16 protein-coding genes are annotated in these 20,375 nt (G+C 61.8%); 5 read left to right on the top strand and 11 right to left on the bottom strand.

Annotated elements, in window-relative coordinates; all coding sequences use genetic code 11:
* Positions 1-209: 209 nt before the first annotated feature.
* From MKZ91_RS26865 to MKZ91_RS26845, 5 genes are all read right to left on the bottom strand, one after another.
* A complete protein-coding gene (locus MKZ91_RS26865; RefSeq protein WP_336174095.1) occupies positions 210-650 on the bottom strand; it encodes a hypothetical protein in 441 nt (146 codons plus the stop codon).
* A gap of 49 nt (positions 651-699) precedes the next feature.
* Positions 700-1,889 (bottom strand): IS3 family transposase gene (locus MKZ91_RS26860; protein ID WP_336174094.1). Its coding sequence is split into 2 segments (ribosomal slippage): positions 700-1,637 and positions 1,637-1,889, totalling 1,191 coding nucleotides; the frame shifts between segments, so codons are not numbered across the junction.
* A gap of 26 nt (positions 1,890-1,915) precedes the next feature.
* On the bottom strand, positions 1,916-2,134 hold the full coding sequence (locus MKZ91_RS26855) for a hypothetical protein (RefSeq protein ID WP_336174093.1): 219 nt from the start codon (positions 2,132-2,134) through the stop codon (positions 1,916-1,918).
* A gap of 281 nt (positions 2,135-2,415) precedes the next feature.
* On the bottom strand, positions 2,416-3,390 hold the full coding sequence (locus MKZ91_RS26850; RefSeq protein WP_336174092.1) for a DUF2950 domain-containing protein: 975 nt from the start codon (positions 3,388-3,390) through the stop codon (positions 2,416-2,418).
* 22 nt (positions 3,391-3,412) lie between these two features.
* Complete coding sequence (locus MKZ91_RS26845; RefSeq protein ID WP_336174091.1) at positions 3,413-4,804, bottom strand: DUF3300 domain-containing protein; 1,392 nt, start codon at positions 4,802-4,804, stop codon at positions 3,413-3,415.
* 305 nt (positions 4,805-5,109) lie between these two features.
* Between MKZ91_RS26845 and MKZ91_RS26840 the strand changes: the two genes are divergently transcribed.
* The gene (locus MKZ91_RS26840; protein ID WP_336174090.1) at positions 5,110-6,243 is read left to right on the top strand and encodes an AI-2E family transporter; all 1,134 of its coding nucleotides are present in this window, start codon (positions 5,110-5,112) and stop codon (positions 6,241-6,243) included.
* A gap of 12 nt (positions 6,244-6,255) precedes the next feature.
* Here MKZ91_RS26840 and MKZ91_RS26835 read toward each other — a convergent pair whose 3' ends face one another.
* The gene (locus MKZ91_RS26835; RefSeq protein ID WP_336174089.1) at positions 6,256-8,034 is read right to left on the bottom strand and encodes a tetratricopeptide repeat protein; all 1,779 of its coding nucleotides are present in this window, start codon (positions 8,032-8,034) and stop codon (positions 6,256-6,258) included.
* Between the two features lie 222 nt (positions 8,035-8,256).
* Here MKZ91_RS26835 and MKZ91_RS26830 point away from each other — a divergent pair, with 222 nt between their 5' ends.
* Entirely contained in the window at positions 8,257-9,036 is a 780-nt protein-coding gene (locus MKZ91_RS26830) for an ATP-grasp domain-containing protein (protein WP_336174088.1), read from the top strand.
* 69 nt (positions 9,037-9,105) lie between these two features.
* On the opposite strand, the gene MKZ91_RS26825 is transcribed toward MKZ91_RS26830, so the two are convergent.
* Positions 9,106-11,103: a putative bifunctional diguanylate cyclase/phosphodiesterase gene (locus tag MKZ91_RS26825; protein WP_336174087.1), complete on the bottom strand. Its 1,998-nt coding sequence runs from the start codon at positions 11,101-11,103 to the stop codon at positions 9,106-9,108.
* A 310-nt stretch (positions 11,104-11,413) separates the two neighbouring features.
* On the opposite strand from MKZ91_RS26825, the gene MKZ91_RS26820 reads away from it, so the two are divergent.
* The gene (locus MKZ91_RS26820) at positions 11,414-12,457 is read left to right on the top strand and encodes a class I SAM-dependent methyltransferase (protein ID WP_336174086.1); all 1,044 of its coding nucleotides are present in this window, start codon (positions 11,414-11,416) and stop codon (positions 12,455-12,457) included.
* A gap of 84 nt (positions 12,458-12,541) precedes the next feature.
* Here the strand turns inward: MKZ91_RS26820 and MKZ91_RS26815 are convergent, their stop codons facing one another.
* Positions 12,542-13,141 carry a TetR/AcrR family transcriptional regulator gene (locus MKZ91_RS26815; protein ID WP_336174085.1) on the bottom strand — a complete coding sequence of 200 codons (600 nt, stop codon included), beginning with the start codon at positions 13,139-13,141 and terminating at the stop codon, positions 12,542-12,544.
* Between the two features lie 257 nt (positions 13,142-13,398).
* On the opposite strand from MKZ91_RS26815, the gene MKZ91_RS26810 reads away from it, so the two are divergent.
* Together MKZ91_RS26810 and MKZ91_RS26805 are read left to right on the top strand one after the other, a co-directional pair.
* Positions 13,399-14,556: an efflux RND transporter periplasmic adaptor subunit gene (locus MKZ91_RS26810; RefSeq protein WP_336174084.1), complete on the top strand. Its 1,158-nt coding sequence runs from the start codon at positions 13,399-13,401 to the stop codon at positions 14,554-14,556.
* Positions 14,553-17,666 (top strand): efflux RND transporter permease subunit, encoded by a 3,114-nt coding sequence (locus tag MKZ91_RS26805; protein ID WP_336174083.1) that lies wholly within the window; start codon positions 14,553-14,555, stop codon positions 17,664-17,666. The genes MKZ91_RS26810 and MKZ91_RS26805 overlap by 4 nt, the downstream gene beginning before the upstream one ends.
* On the opposite strand, the gene MKZ91_RS26800 is transcribed toward MKZ91_RS26805, so the two are convergent.
* Genes MKZ91_RS26800 through MKZ91_RS26790 form a run of 3 tightly spaced genes read right to left on the bottom strand, consistent with a single transcriptional unit; the run spans position 17,650 to position 20,307 of the window.
* On the bottom strand, positions 17,650-18,408 hold the full coding sequence (locus MKZ91_RS26800; protein WP_336174082.1) for an iron ABC transporter ATP-binding protein: 759 nt from the start codon (positions 18,406-18,408) through the stop codon (positions 17,650-17,652). The genes MKZ91_RS26805 and MKZ91_RS26800 overlap by 17 nt on opposite strands.
* Positions 18,405-19,373 carry an iron chelate uptake ABC transporter family permease subunit gene (locus MKZ91_RS26795; protein WP_336174081.1) on the bottom strand — a complete coding sequence of 323 codons (969 nt, stop codon included), beginning with the start codon at positions 19,371-19,373 and terminating at the stop codon, positions 18,405-18,407. The genes MKZ91_RS26800 and MKZ91_RS26795 overlap by 4 nt, the downstream gene beginning before the upstream one ends.
* On the bottom strand, positions 19,363-20,307 hold the full coding sequence (locus MKZ91_RS26790) for an ABC transporter permease (protein ID WP_336174080.1): 945 nt from the start codon (positions 20,305-20,307) through the stop codon (positions 19,363-19,365). Before MKZ91_RS26790 ends, MKZ91_RS26795 begins: the two co-directional genes overlap by 11 nt.
* Between the last annotated feature and the right edge of the window lie 68 nt (positions 20,308-20,375).

Below are 20,375 nucleotides of genomic sequence, written 5' to 3'. Positions count from 1 at the left end.
GGGTGGAGCAGCCCGGTAGCTCGTCAGGCTCATAACCTGAAGGCCGCAGGTTCAAATCCTGCCCCCGCAACCAAATTACCAAATACAAAAAGCCCGCTTGGAGAAATCCAGCGGGCTTTTGACGTCTAAGGGGATCAACGAAAAGGCCGGACCACTAGCTCTGGGTAACCGTCCGGTCAAGGCCGCAAGGTGGACGAGAATTCCGTGCCTCAGCGGTTTCCAAGGAACCACTCGTAATTGACCCTTTCGATTGTCGTCTTGCTGAACATCGGAAATCTGCTCCACAAAAGGTCGACTACCATCGACATTCTCGTCGATACAGGAACCTGTGTGTCCACTTGCTCTGTAACCTCTTCTGCACACCGATCATACGCCCGTTCCATTTGGCGTGTCGTTTCATACGCGCCGACGATGGCATCGTCTGCAGCTTCTGGATTTGCGAACTTCATCCAGCAGAATAGCGGGCTCTCTTGGAAGACATATGGCCGAGGGTCTGTAATACCCGCGCTCAACTCGTGACGGGCTAGCGTGAACCTCGATCGATAAATCTCATAGACTGAATCGTACAGCGAAAGAGCTGAAACACGCTGCAAAATTGAATCGATCTCCGAAACGCCTCGCAATGCGGCAATCTCGTCAAAAGTTGCCATCTATTATCTCCAAAGTTCCGGCTTCGGGACCTGACCTGCCACTGAACTTTCATCCTGCGGCGACTAGAGCCCCGGCGGTTTTGAATACGCCAAGTGGCGCGGTGTGAGCAACCGGCGGAAACGCGAAGCTTTCATCTTGCGCAGCGTTGGAGCCGGTTGCGGCGAGGGTCCCGGCAAAGTCTACCGGGGTCTTGTATCCGAGCGATGAGTGCGGCCGGAAATGGTTGTAATCGTCCGCCCACTCAGCAATGGCGCTGCGGGCATGATCGAGGCCGAAGAACAGGCTCTCGTTGAGCAACTCGTCGCGCATCCGACCATTGAAACTCTCGACATAGCCGTTCTGCATCGGCTTTCCCGGCGCGATGTAGTGCCACTCGACCTTGTGATCCTTCGACCAGGCGAGGATGGCATTCGACGTGAGTTCAGTGCCGTTGTCGGAGACAATCATTCCGGGCCTGCCACGCCGTTCGATGAGCGTCGTCAGTTCCCGCGCCACGCGACGCCCAGAGATAGACGTGTCCGGGATCGCTGCCAAGCATTCGCGCGTCACGTCATCAACGACATTGAGGACCCGGAATCGTCTGCCGCAGGCGAACTGGTCGTGGACGAAATCCAGCGACCAGCGGGCATTGGCCTTCGCCTCGACCAGGATCGGTGCACGCGTGCCGACAGCGCGCCGCCGGGCCTTTCGCTTGCGAACGGAAAGTCCTTCCTCGCGATAGAGCCGGTAGATGCGATTGACGCCGGACAGCTCTCCGTCCCGCCGAAGCAGGACGAACAGTCGCCGGTAGCCGAAACGCCGTCGCTCATTGGCGAGGTCGCGCAGCTTCGCGCGCAATTCTACCTCCGGCGGTCGACTTGACCGATAACGGATCGTCTTGCGGTCGGCGGATATGATCTGGCAGGCCCGCCGCTCCGAGAGGACCATCACGGCCTTCAGATGCGTGACGGCTTCACGCTTGGCGGCAGGCCCTACCATTTTTTTGCAAGAAGTTCGCGAAGTGCGGCTGCATCCAGCATCTGTTCGGCCAGGAGCTTCTTCAGCCTCGCGTTCTCGTCCTCAAGCGCCTTCAGCCGCTTCGCCTCGGAGACTTCCATGCCGCCGTATTTGGCTTTCCAATTATAAAACGTTGCTTCTGAAATTCCGTGCTTCCGGCAGAGGTCGGCCACCTTCGCGCCAGCCTCCTGCTCCTTCAGCACCGCAATAATCTGCTCTTCCGTAAATCTCTGCTTCTTCATGCGTCCGTCCTTTAATGGGCCGGACTCTAATCCAATCTGGAGGAAATTACCCGTGGCAGGTCAATCTCGTCATAGGACCAGGCGGGTTTTTTCTCGCCATAGACGGTGATCGACTTCGGTTTGCCCGTGGCGATGATCACCCGCTCAAGCGCCGGAAAATTGCAATCAAATGTGCTGGCATTTGCCGACCCGTCGATGGCCGCCATTGCCGCAAAGGCCGCTATCCCAAACATCTTGGATTGCATGAAGTTCGCGAGCCAGTTGCCGAGCGCATTCGGCGGCAGCGGCGTGTGTGTGACCATCGGTCATGCCGTCTCAAGGGACAGTCGCCAGCAACGGCGTTGAACAGTTTCTTGCATGAAATTCCTGTCCGTCCGAAACGGCAACAAGATCACGCGGCACGTCTATCGGGAAATTGCCGGCAAGATCAACTCGCCGCAGCGGATCTTCGGAGGGGGGCCACTGAAAGGAAAGGCCCCCGCTAAGGGGGCCTCCGGCGTGCAAGGCGGTGCTGGACGTTCCGCAGCTAATCCTGAACGACCGTCCACTTGTCGTCCGGATCGAAGCGGTCGATGAAGGGCACGATCGCCTCGGTGCTTTGCCCGAGGTCCCGCTCATAGACGATGCCCTGCTGGTTGACGACGAAGGTCTTCACGCCTGTCTCGGCATAGGAGACCGGCCAGGCGATCAGTGCAAAGCCGCCGATCATGTTGTCGTTTATGATATAGTCGTAGCGGCCGCCGGCGATGTTGTCGCCTTGCGACGTCAGGATACGGAAGCGGTAGCCGAAATAACCTTCGCCGGCCTTCGCCTTCTCCAGCGCCGCCTCGCTGATGGCATCGCCAACCGGGCTTTCTCCGTCACCCTGGTCGGCGGGCCAGTAAAGCCCGTCGGTCTGGCCCGGCGTGCTGATCAGCTTCTGGGCATATTCGAGCACGCCGTCGGCGTCGCGGTCCTGCGAAGCATACTCCTTCTGCGCGTCGACATAGGCCTGTACGGTCTCGATGGCCTCGAGCTCATTCTCGCCGACGCGTCGATTGACGATCTCTTCAAGCCCGACATAGGTGTCGAACGCCCACTTGCCATCCTCGCCCTTGGTGATCGGGAAAGGCAAGGGCCAGAGTCTGTCGCCGATCTGGATGATCTTGCGTCCCTCCAGATCGCGCACGACGACGTTGCGGGCCGCGCCTTCGCGAATGAGGGCGAAGGTGTCCATCACGCCTTCGCTGCTCTTGAGCTGTTCGGCCTTGAGACCCAACAGTTTCGCCAGGCCATCGAAGTCGTTGGCAGCGAGCTTCGCCTTGAACTCGTCCACCGCCTTGGCCGGATCGTCGAACTCCGGCGGGTCTTCTTCCGCCGCATAGACGTCGATATCCGCCGGCATTTGGGTCGCTAGCGGCTGGTCTGCCGCCGGTTGTGTCTGTGAGAAGGCGCCGGTCGTCGACAGCGTGACGAGTGCCAGCGCCGTTCCCAGGAGAAGCGGATTGAAGAGCTTGGTCATGGTCGTTCTCCCCTTGATCCCGTCAGCGCCTGCGACCGCCGCCGCCGCCGCGTCCACCACCGCCGCCGCGGTGCATCTGCGGCCTGCCGCCACCGCGGCTCACCTGCGGCCGTCCGCCGCCGCGATGTCCGCCGCCCATGCTATGTCCACCCCGGCGCGACGACGCCATTTCGCGGCGCCCGTGATTGACGTTGCCAAGGCCGGAGGGCTTCCTCGGTCTGTTCTCTGCCTTGGCGGCCATCTTCTTCTTGCCGCCGGAACGGTTCAGTTGCGAAGGCTTGTTGCCGCCGGAAGGGCGATTGATGCTCGGCTTGCCGCCGCCGGCCCGCGCATTGGCGATCGCCTGGCCGCCGCCTCCGCCACCCGGCCGGGCCGCCGGTCGTTGCTGCGCCTTCAAGCCGTCGAGCGTGCTCTTGCGCACATCCCGGATCTGGCCGGCGCCGGCGCCACCCGGCCGTGCGTTCGGGCGATCACGGTTGATGGCGGCTGCGCGGTTGCGCAGGTTGTTGTTGCCGTTGGCCTTGATGCTGTTCTTGAGGTTGGTGCGGTCGAACTTCTGAAGCTGGTCGCGGTCGATATTCAGCTTGCTCCGGTCGACATTTTTCCAATCGATGTCGCTCATCTTGAGCTTGCCGTCGAAATCGATGTTGTTGAAGCACTTGTCGCAATCGATATCGACGTCGCCACCCCAGTTCCCGCCCCAGACACCCCAATCGTCCCAGTCGACGACGGCGCCGAAGACCGCGCCTGTCACCGCGCCGGCAAAGAAGGCAGCGCCCGGATACCAATAGGCCGGGTAAGGCTCCTCGTAGTAGCCGATCGGCGCCGGTGCATAGTCCGGCTCGTACAGCATTTCCGGCGGATACTGCGGCACATAGATCGTTTCGGGATTTGCCGCCTGGATGACGACATTGTCGCCCTCCTGCACCACCTTCACCTTGTCGTCGGTCTTGATGATGTTCTTGGCAACCGCCTCGTCGCGCAATTGCTGGATGGCGATGAGCACATCCTTCTGTTGATTGGCGATCGCGTCTCCGAAGGACTGTGTCCATTCGAGGTCCTCGCTCATCATCTTGACGATCTGGGGATAGTTCAGCAGCGAAACGACGCTGCCGTCCCAGTCGGTCTTCGGCTGCATGTCGGGCTTCTTCTCGCGGGCCTCGAGGAAGCGCTCCGCTTCGACGATCTGCAGCGGAAAGAGTGCTGCCGCGGAAATCAGGGCCACCAACTCGTCCGGGTAGAGTGCAATGCGGGCGACCAAAACCTCAAGCTCGTCGTCGCTGAGCGGTTCGGGTGCCGTCTGCTCCTGGGCGGCCGGTGCTGCGGCCGTCTGCTGGGCCAATGCGGCCGTGATGGGCGTTGACACCAGAATCGTCATTGCGCTGCCGAGCGCGATGATCGTTTTCCTGATCATCTATCCAGCCTCCCTTGGATGTTGGGTGGTCCGCGCGGGCGCTTGGGAACAAGCGTGCGTGTCAGCCCCCTGTCGACGCTTTCTATCCTGCTATTGCCGGCTATCCTGCAATCACTGGTCGATCGTGCTGCAGTCCTTGAGCGCCTGCTGCCAATCCTCTCACAGTATCTCTAGGGGAGGCCGGCCGATGGGAAAGGCCGAAAGGCGTATGCTACTGTATGTTACTGCCGCGTGGTTGCCGGCTGCTTTGCTTCCTGATCACTGTCGGCCGTGCGTCGTGGTTCCAGCGTCAATGGGGGGCGAACATGGATGATGATCCTTCCCGAACGAGTGCGCCCCGCGAGGGATCCGCCGGACCAGTCTCCATTGAAGCGAAGATCACCGATATCGCCAGGATCGGTATCGTTGGGCTGCTGGCCTATTGGGCGCTGACGCTGATTGCGCCATTTGCGATCATTCTCCTGTGGGCGGCCATCCTTGCGGTGGCGCTTTTTCCCGCCTATGCCCGACTTGGTGCCATCATCGGCTCGCGGCGCCTGGCAGCGTTTTTGATCACCATCGTCTGTCTCGCTGTCATTGTCGCGCCGCTCGCCGCCTTTGCCATCAGTTTTGCCGAAGGCATCCAGGCGCTGCTTGCAAGGCTTGGCGACGGCTCGCTGGCCATACCGGAGCCGCCGCGAGGCGTTCGGGACTGGCCTGTCATCGGCGAACGGGTGCATGCGGCCTGGAGCATGGCATCGGGCAATCTCGAGGCGCTCTTGAGCAAGCTCGAACCCGCGCTGATGCAGGCGGGCAGCAAGGTACTTGGCAAGGTTGCCAGCATCGGCGCCGAAGTGCTGAGCTTCGTGGTTTCCGTGCTCATCGCCGGGTTCCTCTTCGGCTCGGCCGAAAAGCTCGCGCAGATGGCGCAGCGGTTGGCCAACAGGATCGGCGGCGAAAGGGGTGTCGGTTTCTTGCGTCTGGCGACGGCGACGATCCGCAACGTGGCGCGGGGCGTCATCGGCGTGGCGTTGCTACAGGCGTTCCTCTGCGCCCTGGTGCTCAGTTTTTTCAACGTGCCCGCCCCAGGAGCGATCGCCTTTATCGTGCTCATTCTCTGCATCATTCAGATCGGCCCCGCGCTGGTTCTGCTGCCGGTGATCATCTGGGCCTGGGTGACGATGGATTTCGGACCGGCACTGTTGCTTACACTGTTGTTGATCCCGCTCTTCGTCATCGACAACGTCATGAAGCCCATCCTGGTGGCGCGCGGGCTTTCGACACCGACGCTGATCATCCTGCTGGGGGTGCTCGGCGGCACGCTTTCCTATGGTCTCATCGGCCTTTTTCTGGGGCCGATCGTCCTCAGCGTCGTACACGACCTGTTGATGGTCTGGATGCGGGCCGATGCTGCGCCCACATCCTCGCCCGAGACGCCGCAAACATCGCCGCCGCAGTAGGCGCAAAGCGAGTCAATCAGCGTATGAACTGGCGCTGCGCGCCTGTTCATACGCTGCTTCGGCTATGGGGATGCCGGCTTTGCGTAGACCGTCCAGCCATTGCTTCTGGTCTTCGGGGCGACGAAGCTGGAGGAGGGCATCCCGGGGGATATTGTCGAGCAGGCCGGGGGTGTTTGCTTCGAGCCAGTTGCGTTGCTGCTTCGCTTGCTCGGTCTTTCCGAGCTTGCCGAGAATTGCCAGCAGCAGCACGCGATCAAGCGGATTGGCATGAAGGCCGGCGACGCGTACCCAACGCTCGGCGGCAACATAGTCGCCGCTGAAATAGGAACAGACCGCACGCGCCGCTTCGAAATATCCGGCCGGGCCGGGATTGCGTGCAACAGTTTCATCGACAAGCCGGCAGCCCGGGTCCCATTGACCCGACAAGGCGAGGCGCAAGCCGTACTCGCCTGAAAGATCTGTGTCATTGGGATTGATCGCACGGGCGCGGGCGCCGACCGCCAGGGCGGCATCAATTTCGCCTTGGAAAAAGAGCGTGAGCATCTGCGCCTCGAGGGCGCGAGTGTCCTGGGGATCCAGTTTCTCCGCCCGGGCAGCAGCTTCTGCTGCGCGGTCCAACGTTGCCGATGACGCGTGCTCAAGTTGGTAGCGGAATGCATCGACATAGGTCATCGACAACAGCGCCCAGGCCGTTGCATAGGTCGGGAACTGCCTGACGGTGCGTTGCAGGCAATCCTGAACGAAGGCATGACCTTGCGGGCTGAAGTCGTCGCGGTGGTCATAATAGGTCAGGGTACAGGCATAGGCCCGCCATTCGGCGGCAACGGCGTGCTTGAACTCCCGGGCACTTGCCTGGAAGACGGCGCCATGCGGCCGTGCCACGGCATTCGCCACTACTCCGGCTGTCTCTGCCTGCAGATCGATCATGTCGCGCGCCCTCAGGCGCTCGTCATAGGTGTTGGCCCAAACCACCGATCCGTCCGAGCGCTGAATGAGCCTGACGCCCAGGCGAAGCCGGTCGCCATCCAGCCGGACCCGGGCCTCGAGCGCGAAGGTGGGGCCGCCGTCCGCCGGTCGCTGGTCATCCGCGCTTTCGCTCGTGACGACGACGATCTCCTTGAACTTGGCGATGTTGCTGACCACCTCGTCGGTGAGGCCGCGCAGCATCATTGCTGATTGCGGGGTCCCTGAGAGATCTTCGAAGGGTTTGACGACCAGCCGTGGAATTTTGGGCGGGGCGTGGCCGATGATGGTGTCGTCTGACATGGCGACGAAAAAAGCATGTGCAACGAGCCCGCCGGCGACACACAGAATGGCTGCCGCGCCGATCCAAATTTGACGCGAAAAGCGCGGAGTGGACGACTCCGGTTCGACGGTTGCAGTGGCGTGCGCCTCCGGCTGGGGTGGGGCGTCGACGCGCCTCTTGAAGGTCGGCACGTAGGCGCCTTTGGGGATGCTGATCACGATGGGGTCAGCCCGCCCTGCGACGAGATAGTAACGTTCCAGCGCGCGACGAATACGACCGGCTTCGATCCTGACCGCTGGATCGGTTTGTGGATCGAAGGAGGAATCCCGGCCGAATACCTCGGTCGCTATCGAATAGGCCTTTATGCGTTCGCCTCGACCGGCCAGCGTTTCCTCAACGACGTAGGCGAGGAACTTGCGGTCGCGGTCGGGTGCATCGAACTCGGCGCTGCGGCGGATCCGATCGAGCTGTGTGAGAACTTCTGCATCGCTCGGAGCAGCACAGGTCCGTTCGGTTCCGACGTCGTTCTGGTCCACGGTTGCCATCGCGCGCCTCCATGGGCACAATGTGGGATTGTATCCGGCGGCACTGTAAGCTCCCGTATCCTACGTCCCTAACCGGCTGATGTGCAACCCATATTAGTGAGCCCACTTCGGACTACTATCTGTTTTCGGGGGCGGAGCAGGCGTAATCGAATCCGACTGGACAACGCCGAGTTAAACAGGACTATTGCTGCACCCACAACTGCAAGAAGGTTCTGCAGCGCGATGCAATGGCTTCTCCAGGATTTCGAGGACACGAGGAGGCTCGCCGAAGCGCTTGACCGGCTGCAGATTTCCTACACATGGCACAAGGTCGTGCCATTTGTCGGCGCGCTTGCTCCCGAGCCTGATATCGCCGAGCCGCAATCGGTCATCCTTTTCGGCTCCTACGCCTTGTGGCGGACGGCCAAGGAGCGTGGCTATAGGCCGGGGGTGCTGAAGCTTCGCCCTTTCGTTCACGAACACGCCTGGCATCCGCATCTGCTCAATGGTGCTGACGCCCTTTTCCTGAGGCTTCGCGATGTGCCCGGCTGTCTGCCGGACGACGGGAGGGATTGGTTCTTGCGGCCGGTCGACGACAGCAAGGAGGAACCCGGCAATGTCCAATCGTCGGGCGAGATCATTCGCATGGCGAGGGCGGTTCTTGCACTCGAAGAAGAAGAGATCCCGCCGGGGTCGCTGCGTCACGATACTCTGCTGATGCTGACGGAGCCTGTTCGCATCCTTCGAGAATGGCGGCTTTGGGCGGTCGGCGGCCGCATCGTCACCTATTCGCTCTACAAGGACGGAGCGCGGGTCGTTCATCGTCGCGAGATTGATGACGATGCCCTCGCCTTTGCCCAGCAGATGGTCGATATCAACCCCGGCTATTCCCCCGCCTTCGTCATCGATATCTGCCGGACGGAACTGGGGCTGAAACTGCTCGAAACCAACTGCATCAATGCGGCTGGTTTCTATGCCGCCGACCTTGACACGCTTGCCGCAGCACTTGAGGAGCTTGGCTAGGCCGAGGTGGAGCGGACCTGAGATAGGTTCACAAAACCGGGGGCGCTTCGGCAAGGCGAGCGGGATACGCTAGGACCGGGCGATACTGCGCACCGGAATGCGTGGCGCGTCCTTGTGCGTGCGCAGGGCTTCGGCAGGTGCCGGTCGACCGACATGAAAACCTTGAACATGGTCAATCCGGAAGCGCCGCATCAGCGCCAGTTGCTCATCGGTCTCGACGCCCTCGACCAAAATCTTGTGGCCACGGTTGCGCACCAGTCCGATGATGTCCTGCAGCATCGCGCGGCCCTTCGGAGTTGCGCAATCGTGCAGGAACGACCGGTCGATCTTCACCGTGTCAAAATCGATGAGGCGGAGCCACGACAGGCCGGCGAAGCCCGTGCCGAAGTCATCGAGCCAGATCCGGATGCCCAAGGTTTCCAGGTCACTGATGCAGCGCAGGATGCCCGAGTGCATTTCCATCTCGAGCCCTTCGGTGATCTCGAAGGCGAGACGGCTGCCGGCGACGCCGGTCTCCCCGAGAATCGCAGCGACGGATGTGGCAAAGCCGGGGGTCTTCAGCTGGATCGGCGAGACATTGACGCTGACGAGCGGGATGTGGTTGTCGATGAGCAGTTCGTGACACGCGGTCTTGATCGCCCAGCGACCGAGATCGAGAATGGCACCCGTACGCTCGGCCACCGGAATGAAGAGGCTTGGCGGAACCGATGTGCCATCCAGCATTTTCAGGCGCATCAGGGCTTCGACGGCATCGACCTCCCCGGTCGTGACGTTCGTGATCGGCTGATAGACGAGCGACACCAGGTTCTGGTCGACGGCGATCTTCAAGAGCGCGGCGATGTTCTCGCTCTCGTCGCTGCTTTGCGGATCGTTCGGATCGAACAGCTTTGCGCAGTTTCTCCCACTCGCTTTCGCTGCATAGAGCGCGCGATCGGCCTCGTGAATGATCTTCTCGAGCTTTGCACCGGTCTGGTTGCGGGTGAAGGCTGCACCGACGCTGACGGTGACGACGGACACGCCGTCCCGCCGCTGCTCGTGCACCAGCCGCATGTCCTCGACCGTGCGGCAGATGATCTCGGCGAGCTCGGCCGCCTGCTCGCGCGTATCCAGGCGCGCAAGAACGATGAACTCTTCGCCGCCGTAGCGGCCGATCGAGCCGTTATAGTCCTTGATGGCCTCGCCCAGCGCATTGGCCACCAACACGAGGCAGCGGTCGCCCTCCTGGTGACCGTAACAATCGTTGTACTTCTTGAAGAAATCGACGTCGATCAGCATGGCGGTGAAGTTCTTGCCGTGCTTCTGCCAGTCGTTCCAGTAGTCGCGCAGCTGCTGGTCGATCGCACGACGATTATCGAGCCCGGTCAACGGGTCGGTATTGGATAGCCGAAGCAGCGCCATGCCGCGCTCGGAAGCCTCGTTCTGCTGGATTTTCGCTTCGAATGCGTTGAGGAAAACCTTGTAGCGCTCGCGGTTGAGCTTCCAGTTTACATAGGACGTGAACACGAAACAGGAGAGGTAAAAGGTTCCGAAGGCGATCAGGAAGGAGGGATCGTGCTCGGAAAAGAAAGTCAGAGCGATGAAGAACGTCATCAGCACGATGCTGGAGGCGACCACCGAGAGACGGAATCGAAAGCTGAAGAAGAGATTGGCGCCCATCATGAAGATGGCACCGAAGATCATGTAGTAGGACATGCTGCCCGTGTCCGCGGTCGTCATGGCGGGGACGAGCCAGCCGATGTAGCCGACGACGAGAGCTGCGGCACAGGTGCCGTCGAGCCACTTGGTCCGGGCTTTCAGCCGAAACAGGATTTCGAACGTCAAGAGCGCGCCGATGCCGACAACGAGGCGCGACAGGATCGTGTAGAACGCAACGTCGGGAATGAGCAGGATATCGGGAATGAAAAAGAGCAGGTACACGGCGACGGCCACCCACAGGCCCTGCCTTGTCGCAGCGCGACGGCCAGCCTCGCCCTCCATCCGATAGAGCGTCTGAAGCTCAGCCAAATGCGGCCTGTGCGGCTGCTTGTGCAGGTCGATGTCAACTACGTCGGCCAACGTGTGCTTCATGCACTGATCCATCGAGTTTCGTCACGGTCAACGGAAATTGGTCGCTTTTCCATCAATGGACGCTGTTTCGGACACTCCATGCTTGCCGCCCGCATTACGCCTGCAACAGGGGCGGGTGGTGCGGGGTGGGATGATAGGAGGTGTCCATTAAGTTTTGTTAAATTAAAGGGCTGGAATGCCTAGGATTAGACATACCCCAAAGGGAGGAAGCACGAGAATTTACCTTATTATATACAAAAACTTGCAATCCGAGCCGTAATGCGCGCATCTTCGCGACCATTGTTAACAAACCTTTAACGGATGGTCTCGCGTGCGCCAATTTCAGACGGCTTTTGATGGTCAAAGCCTCATTACACCCAAGGCTATGGCCGATGAATTCGTTTCGCCCAGAGGCGAACGGCATGACGAACACCTCTCGGCTGGAAAGGCCGAGCTTGCCTTGATTCTCAGAATTGCCCAGGAGCAGTTCCTGCAGGGCACGGATCCGGCAAAGATCATCGACCGGCTTGCCGCCGCCCTTCACGAAACCCGCGCCAAGTTTAATCCAAGCGTCTGGCAGGATTTGATCGCCATCGCCCAGGCCCATCCGGTCGCGGAATACTTTCTGCAGGATCCGTTCACGCGGTGGTCTTCCGAAAAACCCAGAGGTTATTCGGGCGACGCGCAGTTGCTCGACTTCATCTATGGCCATGCGAGCATTGCCAAGGAGATCGAGCGGGCGTCGCCGATCGGACGCGCGCTTTACGACTACACCAAGGACGCATCCTCGTCGGTGGCGGTGCGCGAGCGTCGCGACCTGCTGACGCGTCACGTCGACGAGATCGCCTCGGGTCGCGGCGGCGAAGCTGAGATCCTGACGATTGCGGCCGGACACCTGCGCGAAGCCAATCGCTCCGTGGCGCTTGAACAACGCCGGATCAAGCGATGGGTGGCGCTCGACCAGGATCCTCTCAGCGTCGGATCGATCAGCCGCGACTTCAACGGCACCTGCATCGAGGCCGTGGATGGGTCCGTTCGCAGCCTGCTTGGCCGGGACCAGAAACTCGGCAAGTTCGATTTCATCTATGCTGCCGGTCTCTACGACTACCTGGCCGACAAGGTGGCCATCAAGCTCACCCATCGCTGCCTGCAGATGCTGAAGCCGAACGGCGTCTTCCTCTTTGCTAACTTTGCCCAGGACATCGGTGTCGATGGCTACATGGAGACGTTCATGAACTGGGCGCTCTTGTTGCGCTCCGAGGCCGACATGTGGAACATCATCCATAAGAGCGCCGGCAAGGCGGCCATCGATGCGCGCGTCTTCTATGGCGCCAACAAGAACATCGTCTACGGCATCATCCAGAAGCACGCCTGAGACTGATCGCCTCTTGAGCCGCCCACCGAAGGCTTGACCAGGACCGCAGCGCGGCTTCGCTGCGGTCTTTGCATTCCTGAAGCTTCAGTCGCGTGGCTGGAGAAAGCGGGTAAGGAGCAGCCGCAACATCGCGCCTTCTTCCTTCGGCTTGAAGCCGGGGTCGACTGCCACCCGGCTGAAGACGCCGTCGATGATCGCGGCGATCCAGCGGGCGGCACCATCTGCATTCAGCGTCGGATCGATCTGATTGCGGGCGCCAGCGCTCCGAAGCAGCGTCGCCAATGCGGTCTGAAGCTCCGTATCGTTGATGGCTGCGAGTTCGCCGATCCGTTCGTCGCGCATCGCCTCAGCGGCGATTTCGAGCGCGATGCTCGAATAGACGGGGTCGCCGGCAAGTTCCAGCACCGTGTCCATGAAACCGAGCAGCGCCGCAAACAGGTCCTGCGCTTCACCCAGTTTTCGGAAGATCTCCGCCGTTTCTTGACGTTCCTCCTCCACGATCGCCGCAATGATGCTTTGCTTGGTCGGAAAGTAATGGAAGAGATTGCCCGGGCTCATACCCGCCTCGGCGCAGATTTCGGCCGTCGAGGTTCCGTGGAAGCCCTTGCGCGCGAAACAGGCGATCGCCGCATCGAGGATCAGTCGACGTTTTGCGGCGTGCTTTTCAGGGTCGACCTTGCGCATCTCGAGAGTTCCTTGCCTGCTTCTTCATTATTAGACCGAGCACTCAAATTTCGTTGGGTGGCTGGCTGGTGTCAAGGTCGCCTGCCGACAGGATGTCCGCCGTCTTCCCGCAATGCTCGTATGTGAATTGCCTCACAATTGACGCGTTTATCGAAATTAATTATTAGATCGACTGATCAATTTATTAATTGAAGCATCACCCGACCTCGGGCGCCGGCAGCATTTGGTTCGGCCCGCCCCAATGGAAAGCAAATGAAATGAGACGCACTGTTGAGTTGAACATCGTTCTTGCTGCGGTCTTCGCGCTTGCCACCGGTGTCGGCGCGGCGCGCGCCTCCGACCAGGCCGAAGCATCGGTGCCCGCCGCTCCCTTGACCCGCACGGTCTCGACGCTCGTCGCCGACAGCCGACCGCAGCAATGGACGCGCTCCTTCGCCGGCATCTTCGTCGCCCGCGAGGAAATTGCAGTTGGAACGACCCTGACTGATCAGCGGATCGCAAAGGTCGAGGTCGAGATCGGCGAGCGGGTTGCCGTCGGGCAGGTGATCGCGCGGCTGGAAACCGACATGCTCAAAAACCTGCTGCGCGAGGCAGAGGGCCGCGTGGCACGCGCCGGGGCAACGATGGCGCGGGAGGCCGAAACCGTCGCTCAGGAACAGAAGAAGCTCACCCGTGCACGGCAATTGCGTCATCTCCAGGCGGAAACCATCCTTGAGGAACGCATCTCTGCCGTGGCGATTGCGGAGCAGGCGGTCAAGGTCGCTCGGGCCGACTACGAACAGGCGGAAGCGCTCGAGGCCGAGGCGCGCCGCAAACTCGAGCGGGCCGTGATCCTTGCCCCCGCGGCGGGAATCGTCTCCGAGCGGCTTGCCCGCGCCGGTGCGCTTGCCGGTTCCGATCCGCTGGTCAAGCTCATCCGCGATGGCGAGATCGAGTTTGCCGCCGAGGTTCCGGAAAGCGAGCTGCCGCTGCTTGCGGTCGGCCAGCCCGTCAGGGTCAAGCTCTCCGGAAGGAGCGACTGGATCGACGGGCGGGTGCGGGTGATCAATCCGAAAATCGACCGTGAAACCCGGCTCGGCTCCGCACAGATCACGCTCGAAACCAATCGGCCGCCTTTTTCCGGGACCTTCGGTCGGGCGACGGTCGTGGTTGCCGAACGCAAGGCGATCATGGTCGACAATTCGGCGCTGGTTTTCGGGTCCGTCGATGGCACGGTTTCCGTCTTCGTCGTCGATGCCGGCAAGGCTGAGCGCAGGGTGGTCACACCCGGCATGCGCGAGGGTGGCAAGGTCGAGATCGTATCCGGTCTTGCCACTGGCGACCGTGTCGTTCTCAAGGCCGGCGTATCGCTTCGCGAAGGCGAGACGGTGACGGCCAAGGAGCTTGCGCCGGCGCAGACGGGCGCACCCCAATGACCAGCAACATTTCTGCCTGGGCGATCCGCAAGCCCGTCCCGACGATCGTGCTTTTCGTCGTCCTCACGCTGATGGGGATCGCCTCGTTTCTGCGACTGCCGGTCAATGCCAATCCGAGTGTCTCTTTTCCGATCGTGACGGTTGCGATCACCCAGCCGAGCGCTCAGCCGGCAGAAATGGAGACGCAGGTGACACGCCGCGTCGAAGGGGTCGTCGCTGGCCTTGTCGGCGTCAGCCACATGCGCTCGACCATCACCAATGGCCTGTCGACGACCACGGTGGAGTTCAAGATCGGCACCGATCCGGACCGTGCGGCCAACGACGTGCGCGAGGCCGTAGCCCAGATCCGCGCCGACCTGCCGCAGTCCATTCAGGAACCGATCGTCTCGCGCGTCGATGTCGATGGCAGCGCCATCGTCTACTACGCCGTGCGCGCTCCCGACATGTCGGAAGTGGAATTGTCGTGGTTCGTCGATGATACGGTCAACAGCGAACTTCTGACGCTGCCCGGCGTGCAGAAGGTTCAGCGTCTTGGCGGCGTCAACCGCGAGGTCCGGGTTTCGCTCGATCCCGAGCGCCTGCTGGCACTGGGGGTGACCGCGGACCAGGTGAACGCGGCGCTGCGCGAAATCAACACCAACATCCCGAGCGGCCGCGGCGAAATCGGCGGGCGCGAGCAATCGATCCGTACGGTTGGCAGTGCCGCCTCGGTTGAGGAACTCGCACGGCTCGCGATCCCGTTGTCGCGTGGCCGCTGGGTGCAGCTCTCCGATATCGCGACGGTCGAGGACACGTCCTCCGAGCCACGCAACTTTGCCCAGGTCGACGGCGAACCTGTCGTCAGTTTCTCAATCGCTCGAAGCAAGGGGGCGAGCGATACCGTCGTCGCCGGTGCCGTCGCCGACCGGCTGAGGGAAATTCGTGCGCGCATGCCTGGTGTCGAGTTCAGCGAGCTGATCTCGCTCGTCGAATACACGCAGGAAAGCTACGATGCGGCCGTGACCGCCCTTATCGAGGGTGCGCTGCTGACCGTCGTCGTCGTTTTTGCGTTCCTGCGCAACTGGCGGGCAACCCTGATCTCCGCATTGGCCATGCCACTTTCCATCCTGCCAACCTTTGCGGTGATGGACCTGCTCGGCTTCACGCTCAACGGCATCAGCCTCTTGGCGCTGACGCTGGTGATCGGCATCCTCGTCGATGATGCGATCGTCGAGATCGAAAACATCGAGCGCCATATCGAGATGGGCAAGCGCCCCTTCATCGCCGCGATCGACGCGGCGGATGCGATCGGCCTTGCGATCGTCGCAACAACGCTGACGATCGTCGCAGTGTTTGCGCCGGTCAGCTTCATCGGCGGCGCCGTCGGGCAGTACTTCAAGCAGTTCGGACTGACCGTCGCGATCGCGGTGCTGTTTTCTCTGCTGGTGGCGCGCCTGCTGACGCCATTGATGGCGGCCTACCTGCTGAGGCCGCGAACCGGTGACAGCCATTCCTCCAGGCCGTCTCGCATCGCCGATGGTTATCGTCGCCTGCTCGGCTGGACGCTCGATCACAGCAAGACCGCACTATCCCTGGTCGCCCTGATCTTCATCGCCTCGATTGCGCTCCTCACCATGCTGCCGACCGGCTTCCTGCCGACGAGCGACAGCAATGTCTCGCAGCTCAAGATCACCCTGCCGCCGGGCACGAGGCTCGAAGAGACGACCCGCATCTCCGAAGACCTGGTGGCGCAGATCAAGACGCGGGCGGAGGTCAAAAGCATCCTGGCGACGGCGGAAAGCCTCAACGAAGTCTCCTTGCGCATCAAGCTCAAGCCGCGCGAGCAGCGCGGGCTCGACCGCAAGTCCTTCGAACTGTCCCTACGGCCGCTTTTGATGGCGACGCCTGACATCCAGGCGACGTTTGCCTCGGTCGAGGGCGCGAAGGATCTGTCGATCTACCTGACGGGTGATGATCCGGAGACGCTGATGGCGTCGGTTCGTCGGCTTGAAAAGGAGATGAGCGCCCTTCCAGGACTGGTCAATGTGCAATCGACCGAGCCGCTGCTTTCGCCGGAACTCCTGGTCAAGCCGCGCTTCGACGAGGCGGCACGGCTCGGCGTCTCGGTGACATCGATCGGAACAGTTGCCCGCATCGCCACGATGGGCGACAGCGAGAGCAATTCGGCGAGGTTCAACCTCGGCAACCGTCAGGTGCCGATCCGGGTTATGCTGGATCAGTCGGCACGCGGCGATTTCGACGCCCTTCGCAACCTGAGGGTCGGCACCAATGCGGGCACCGTGGTGCCACTGACGTCGGTCGCCGATATTTCCTTCGGGGCGGAGGAAAGTAGCGTCGAACGTCTCGACCGCAAGCGGCTGATCGCGGTGGAAGCGAACCTCAACGGCGTCACGCTCGGGACGGCGTTCGAGGCGATCTCGGCTTTGCCGGCGATGACCGAGCTTCCGACCGGGGTTTCGCAGGCCAACTACGGCGAGGCGGAGTATATGTCGGAAATGTTCCGCAACTTCGGCCTGGCGCTGCTTGCCGGCATCCTGATGGTGGCGGCAGTCCTGGTGCTTTTGTTCAAGGACTTCCTGCAGCCGGTCACCATCCTGGTTGCCTTGCCACTGTCGATCGGTGGGGCGGCGCTCGCCTTGCTGCTGTTCGGCGCCTCGCTCGATCTCTCCTCGACGATCGGCATCCTCATGTTGATGGGGATCGTGTGCAAGAACTCGATCCTGCTCGTCGACCATGCGATCGAGTGCCGCAACGACGGGGCCGACCGGCGAACGGCATTGCTGACCGCAGGTGTTACCCGCGCCCGGCCGATCATCATGACCACCATCGCCATGGTGGCCGGCATGGTTCCCGCCGCGATCGGGGTTGGCGCAGATGCGTCCTTCCGGGCGCCGATGGCGATTGCCGTGATCGGTGGCTTGATCACCTCGACGATGCTGAGCCTCGTCTTCGTGCCGGTCATGTTCACCGTGATGGATGACCTCAACACCAGGCTCGCCCGGCGGCTGAATCGGTTCTCGTCAGTCACGGACGAGGACCGGGCCGTCGATGCCGCCCGGATCGGCAGGGAGGCCCTGCGCGGCGCCGCTTGCGTTATTCGAAATAGTTGACGAGCCGCGTATCGCCCACGGCGTGTACGCGGCAGTCGACGTCGAATATCGCCTGCAACCGGGCAGGCACGATCATGTCTTCGGGCGTTCCCTGGAAGGCGAGCCGCCCACGCTGCATCGCGACGATGCGGTCGGAATAGGCGGAGGCAAAGTTGATGTCGTGCAGCACCACGACAACGGTCTTGGCGAAATCGTCGGCAAGCCGGCGCAGGAGCTTCATCGTTTCGACCGCATGCTTGATGTCGAGATTGTTGAGCGGCTCGTCGAACAGCATGTAATCGGTGTCCTGGCAGAGCACCATGGCGATGAAGGCACGCTGGCGCTGGCCGCCCGAGAGTTCGTCGAGAAAGCGGTTCTGGTAGGGGTCAAGCCCGAGATAGGCGATCGAGCGGTCGATGTGATCGGCGTCCGCTGCCGTCAGTCTCCCCTTGGAATAGGGGTAGCGGCCGAAGGCGACGAGGTCGCGCACGCTGAGGCGGGCACTGATGTGGTTGTCCTGGCGCATGATCGAGAGCCGGCGGGCAAGCACGTCGCCGGCCGTCCGGCTGACATCGAGACCATCCACCAGCACCTTGCCGGCATCCATCGTCATCAGCCGGCTGACGATCGACAGCAAGGTCGACTTGCCGGCGCCATTCGGGCCGATGATCGAGGTCAAGCCGCCGGACGGCAGTGTCAGTGACACCCGGTCGACAACCGGGTGGCCGCCATAGGATTTGGTTACCTCTCGGATTTCGATCATCGGGCGGAGCCTTTGACAAGCAGGAAGATGAAGACGAGACCACCGAAGAATTCGATGACGATGCTGAGCGCGGTGTTGAAGGCAAACAGCCGTTCAAGGATGACCTGGCCGCCGACGAGCGTGGTGATCGCAATGCAAACGGCAATCGGCAGCACGAAGCGGTGGCTGGCGGTCGGCGTCAGTTGCCAGGCGAGGCTTGCAACCAGCAGGCCGAAGAAGGTGACCGGCCCCACGAGCGCGGTCGAGACCGATACAAGCACGGCGATCAGCACCAGAAGAAGGGTGACGACGCGCTGATGGTCGACGCCGAGCCCGATCGCTGCTTCGCGCCCGAGCGCAAGCACGTCGAAGGTCGGCGAAAGCCGCCAAAGCACCAAGGTCACCGCAAGGGCAGTGACGCTGGCGATGCCGAGCAAACTGGCATCAACGCTGTTGAAACTCGCAAACAACCGGTCCTGCAGGACGACGAAATCGTTGGGATCGAGAATGCGCTGCAGGAAGGAGGAAAGGCTGCGGAACAGGCCGCCCAGGATGATGCCAACCAGCATCAGCAGGTGCAGGCTGCGACTGGCGCCGGAAAAGAGGGCGCGAAACAGAAGCAACGAGAAGCCGACCATCGCCGCGGTTTCGATGATGAACTGCAGCCGCGGATCGACGGCGACAGCACCTGCCGCGCCCAGGAAAAATACCATGATCGTCTGCAGCAGCGCGTACATCGCGTCAAAGCCGATGATCGATGGCGTCAGGATGCGATTGCCCGAGATGGTCTGGAACAGCACCGTGGAGACGGCGATCGCATAGGCTACGAGCACCATGCCGGCGAGCTTCGCGCCGCGAAAGGAGAGGAGGAAGGACCAGCTGCCCTTGGCGCCAAGGGTCATGAAGGCGATCATCGACACCAGTGCGAGGGCCGCACAGGCGAGCAGGATCGTCGATGGTGAGAACGTCCTGGCGTCAGCCTGCATGGGATCGCCTCGAAAGCAAAAGGTACAAGAAGACGAAGCTGCCGATCACGCCCATGACGGTGCCGACGGGAACCTCGTAGGGGGCGATCACCACCCGCCCGACGATGTCGCAGGCGAGCACCAGGCCGGCGCCGCAAACGGCGATGACCGGCAATGTGCGCCTGAGATTGTCGCCGATCAGAAGGCTGACGATGTTGGGCACCACCAGGCCGAGGAACGGGATCATGCCAACGGTCGCGACCACGGTTGCGGTGACCATCGAGACGATCGCCAGCCCGAGCGTGACCACTTTGTCGTAGTCGAGCCCGACATTGCGGGCGATCGCCTCGCCCATGCCGATGACGGTAAAGCGGGCAGCAGTCACATAGGCAAGCAGGGTCAGGGCGAGACCGATCCACAGCAGCTCGTAGCGCCCGCGCAGCACGCCTGAAAAATCACCGGATATCCAGGCGCCCATCGACTGCATCAGGTCGTAGCGATAGGCGATGAAGGTGGCGGTGGCGTTGATGACGCCGCCGAGCATGAGGCCGACGAGTGGCACCATCAGCGCCGAACGCAAGGGGACGCGCCGCAGGATCTGAAGGAACAGGGCGGTTCCGGCAAGCGCCGTCAACGCTGCGAAAGCCATCTTGCCGGCGACGGGCAGGTTGGGCGCGACCAGCATGGCGATGAGCATGCCAAGTGCCGCCGATTCTGCGGTTCCGGCCGTCGACGGCTCGACGAAGCGGTTGCGTGCCAGCATCTGCATGATCGTGCCCGAGACGGCAAGGCCGGCACCTGCGAGCATCAGGGCAAGCGTGCGCGGCAAGCGGCTTTCGACGACCAGCAGCCAGCCGCGGCCACCGTCGGCGGAGGCGAGGTTGCCGACACCGGTCAGGACACTGACGGCCGCAAGCAGCAGGATGACGGGGATGGCAATCAAGGTCGGCTTCATCGTCCGCGCTTACTCCGCCGCTTCGTTGCATTTGCCAACGTCTTCGCTTGCCTCGCTCGGTTCTTGAG

Source organism: Ensifer sp. MJa1, from assembly GCF_037026475.1.
In the GTDB taxonomy this organism is placed as follows: Bacteria; Pseudomonadota; Alphaproteobacteria; order Rhizobiales; family Rhizobiaceae; genus Ensifer.
This window is presented reverse-complemented; position numbering and strand designations above follow the sequence as displayed.

Excerpts from the sequence above, each read along its gene's own strand:
- MKZ91_RS26795 (WP_336174081.1), bottom strand. The coding sequence starts at position 19,373 with ATGCAGGCTGACGCCAGGACGTTCTCACCATCGACGATCCTGCTCGCC.
- MKZ91_RS26790 (WP_336174080.1), bottom strand. The coding sequence starts at position 20,307 with ATGAAGCCGACCTTGATTGCCATCCCCGTCATCCTGCTGCTTGCGGCC.
- MKZ91_RS26840 (WP_336174090.1), top strand. The coding sequence starts at position 5,110 with ATGGATGATGATCCTTCCCGAACGAGTGCGCCCCGCGAGGGATCCGCC.
- MKZ91_RS26805 (WP_336174083.1), top strand. The coding sequence starts at position 14,553 with ATGACCAGCAACATTTCTGCCTGGGCGATCCGCAAGCCCGTCCCGACG.
- MKZ91_RS26850 (WP_336174092.1), bottom strand. The coding sequence starts at position 3,390 with ATGACCAAGCTCTTCAATCCGCTTCTCCTGGGAACGGCGCTGGCACTC.
- MKZ91_RS26845 (WP_336174091.1), bottom strand. The coding sequence starts at position 4,804 with ATGATCAGGAAAACGATCATCGCGCTCGGCAGCGCAATGACGATTCTG.
- MKZ91_RS26815 (WP_336174085.1), bottom strand. The coding sequence starts at position 13,141 with ATGCGCAAGGTCGACCCTGAAAAGCACGCCGCAAAACGTCGACTGATC.
- MKZ91_RS26855 (WP_336174093.1), bottom strand. The coding sequence starts at position 2,134 with ATGCAATCCAAGATGTTTGGGATAGCGGCCTTTGCGGCAATGGCGGCC.
- MKZ91_RS26825 (WP_336174087.1), bottom strand. The coding sequence starts at position 11,103 with ATGAAGCACACGTTGGCCGACGTAGTTGACATCGACCTGCACAAGCAG.
- MKZ91_RS26835 (WP_336174089.1), bottom strand. The coding sequence starts at position 8,034 with ATGGCAACCGTGGACCAGAACGACGTCGGAACCGAACGGACCTGTGCT.
- MKZ91_RS26810 (WP_336174084.1), top strand. The coding sequence starts at position 13,399 with ATGAGACGCACTGTTGAGTTGAACATCGTTCTTGCTGCGGTCTTCGCG.
- MKZ91_RS26800 (WP_336174082.1), bottom strand. The coding sequence starts at position 18,408 with ATGATCGAAATCCGAGAGGTAACCAAATCCTATGGCGGCCACCCGGTT.
- MKZ91_RS26865 (WP_336174095.1), bottom strand. The coding sequence starts at position 650 with ATGGCAACTTTTGACGAGATTGCCGCATTGCGAGGCGTTTCGGAGATC.
- MKZ91_RS26830 (WP_336174088.1), top strand. The coding sequence starts at position 8,257 with ATGCAATGGCTTCTCCAGGATTTCGAGGACACGAGGAGGCTCGCCGAA.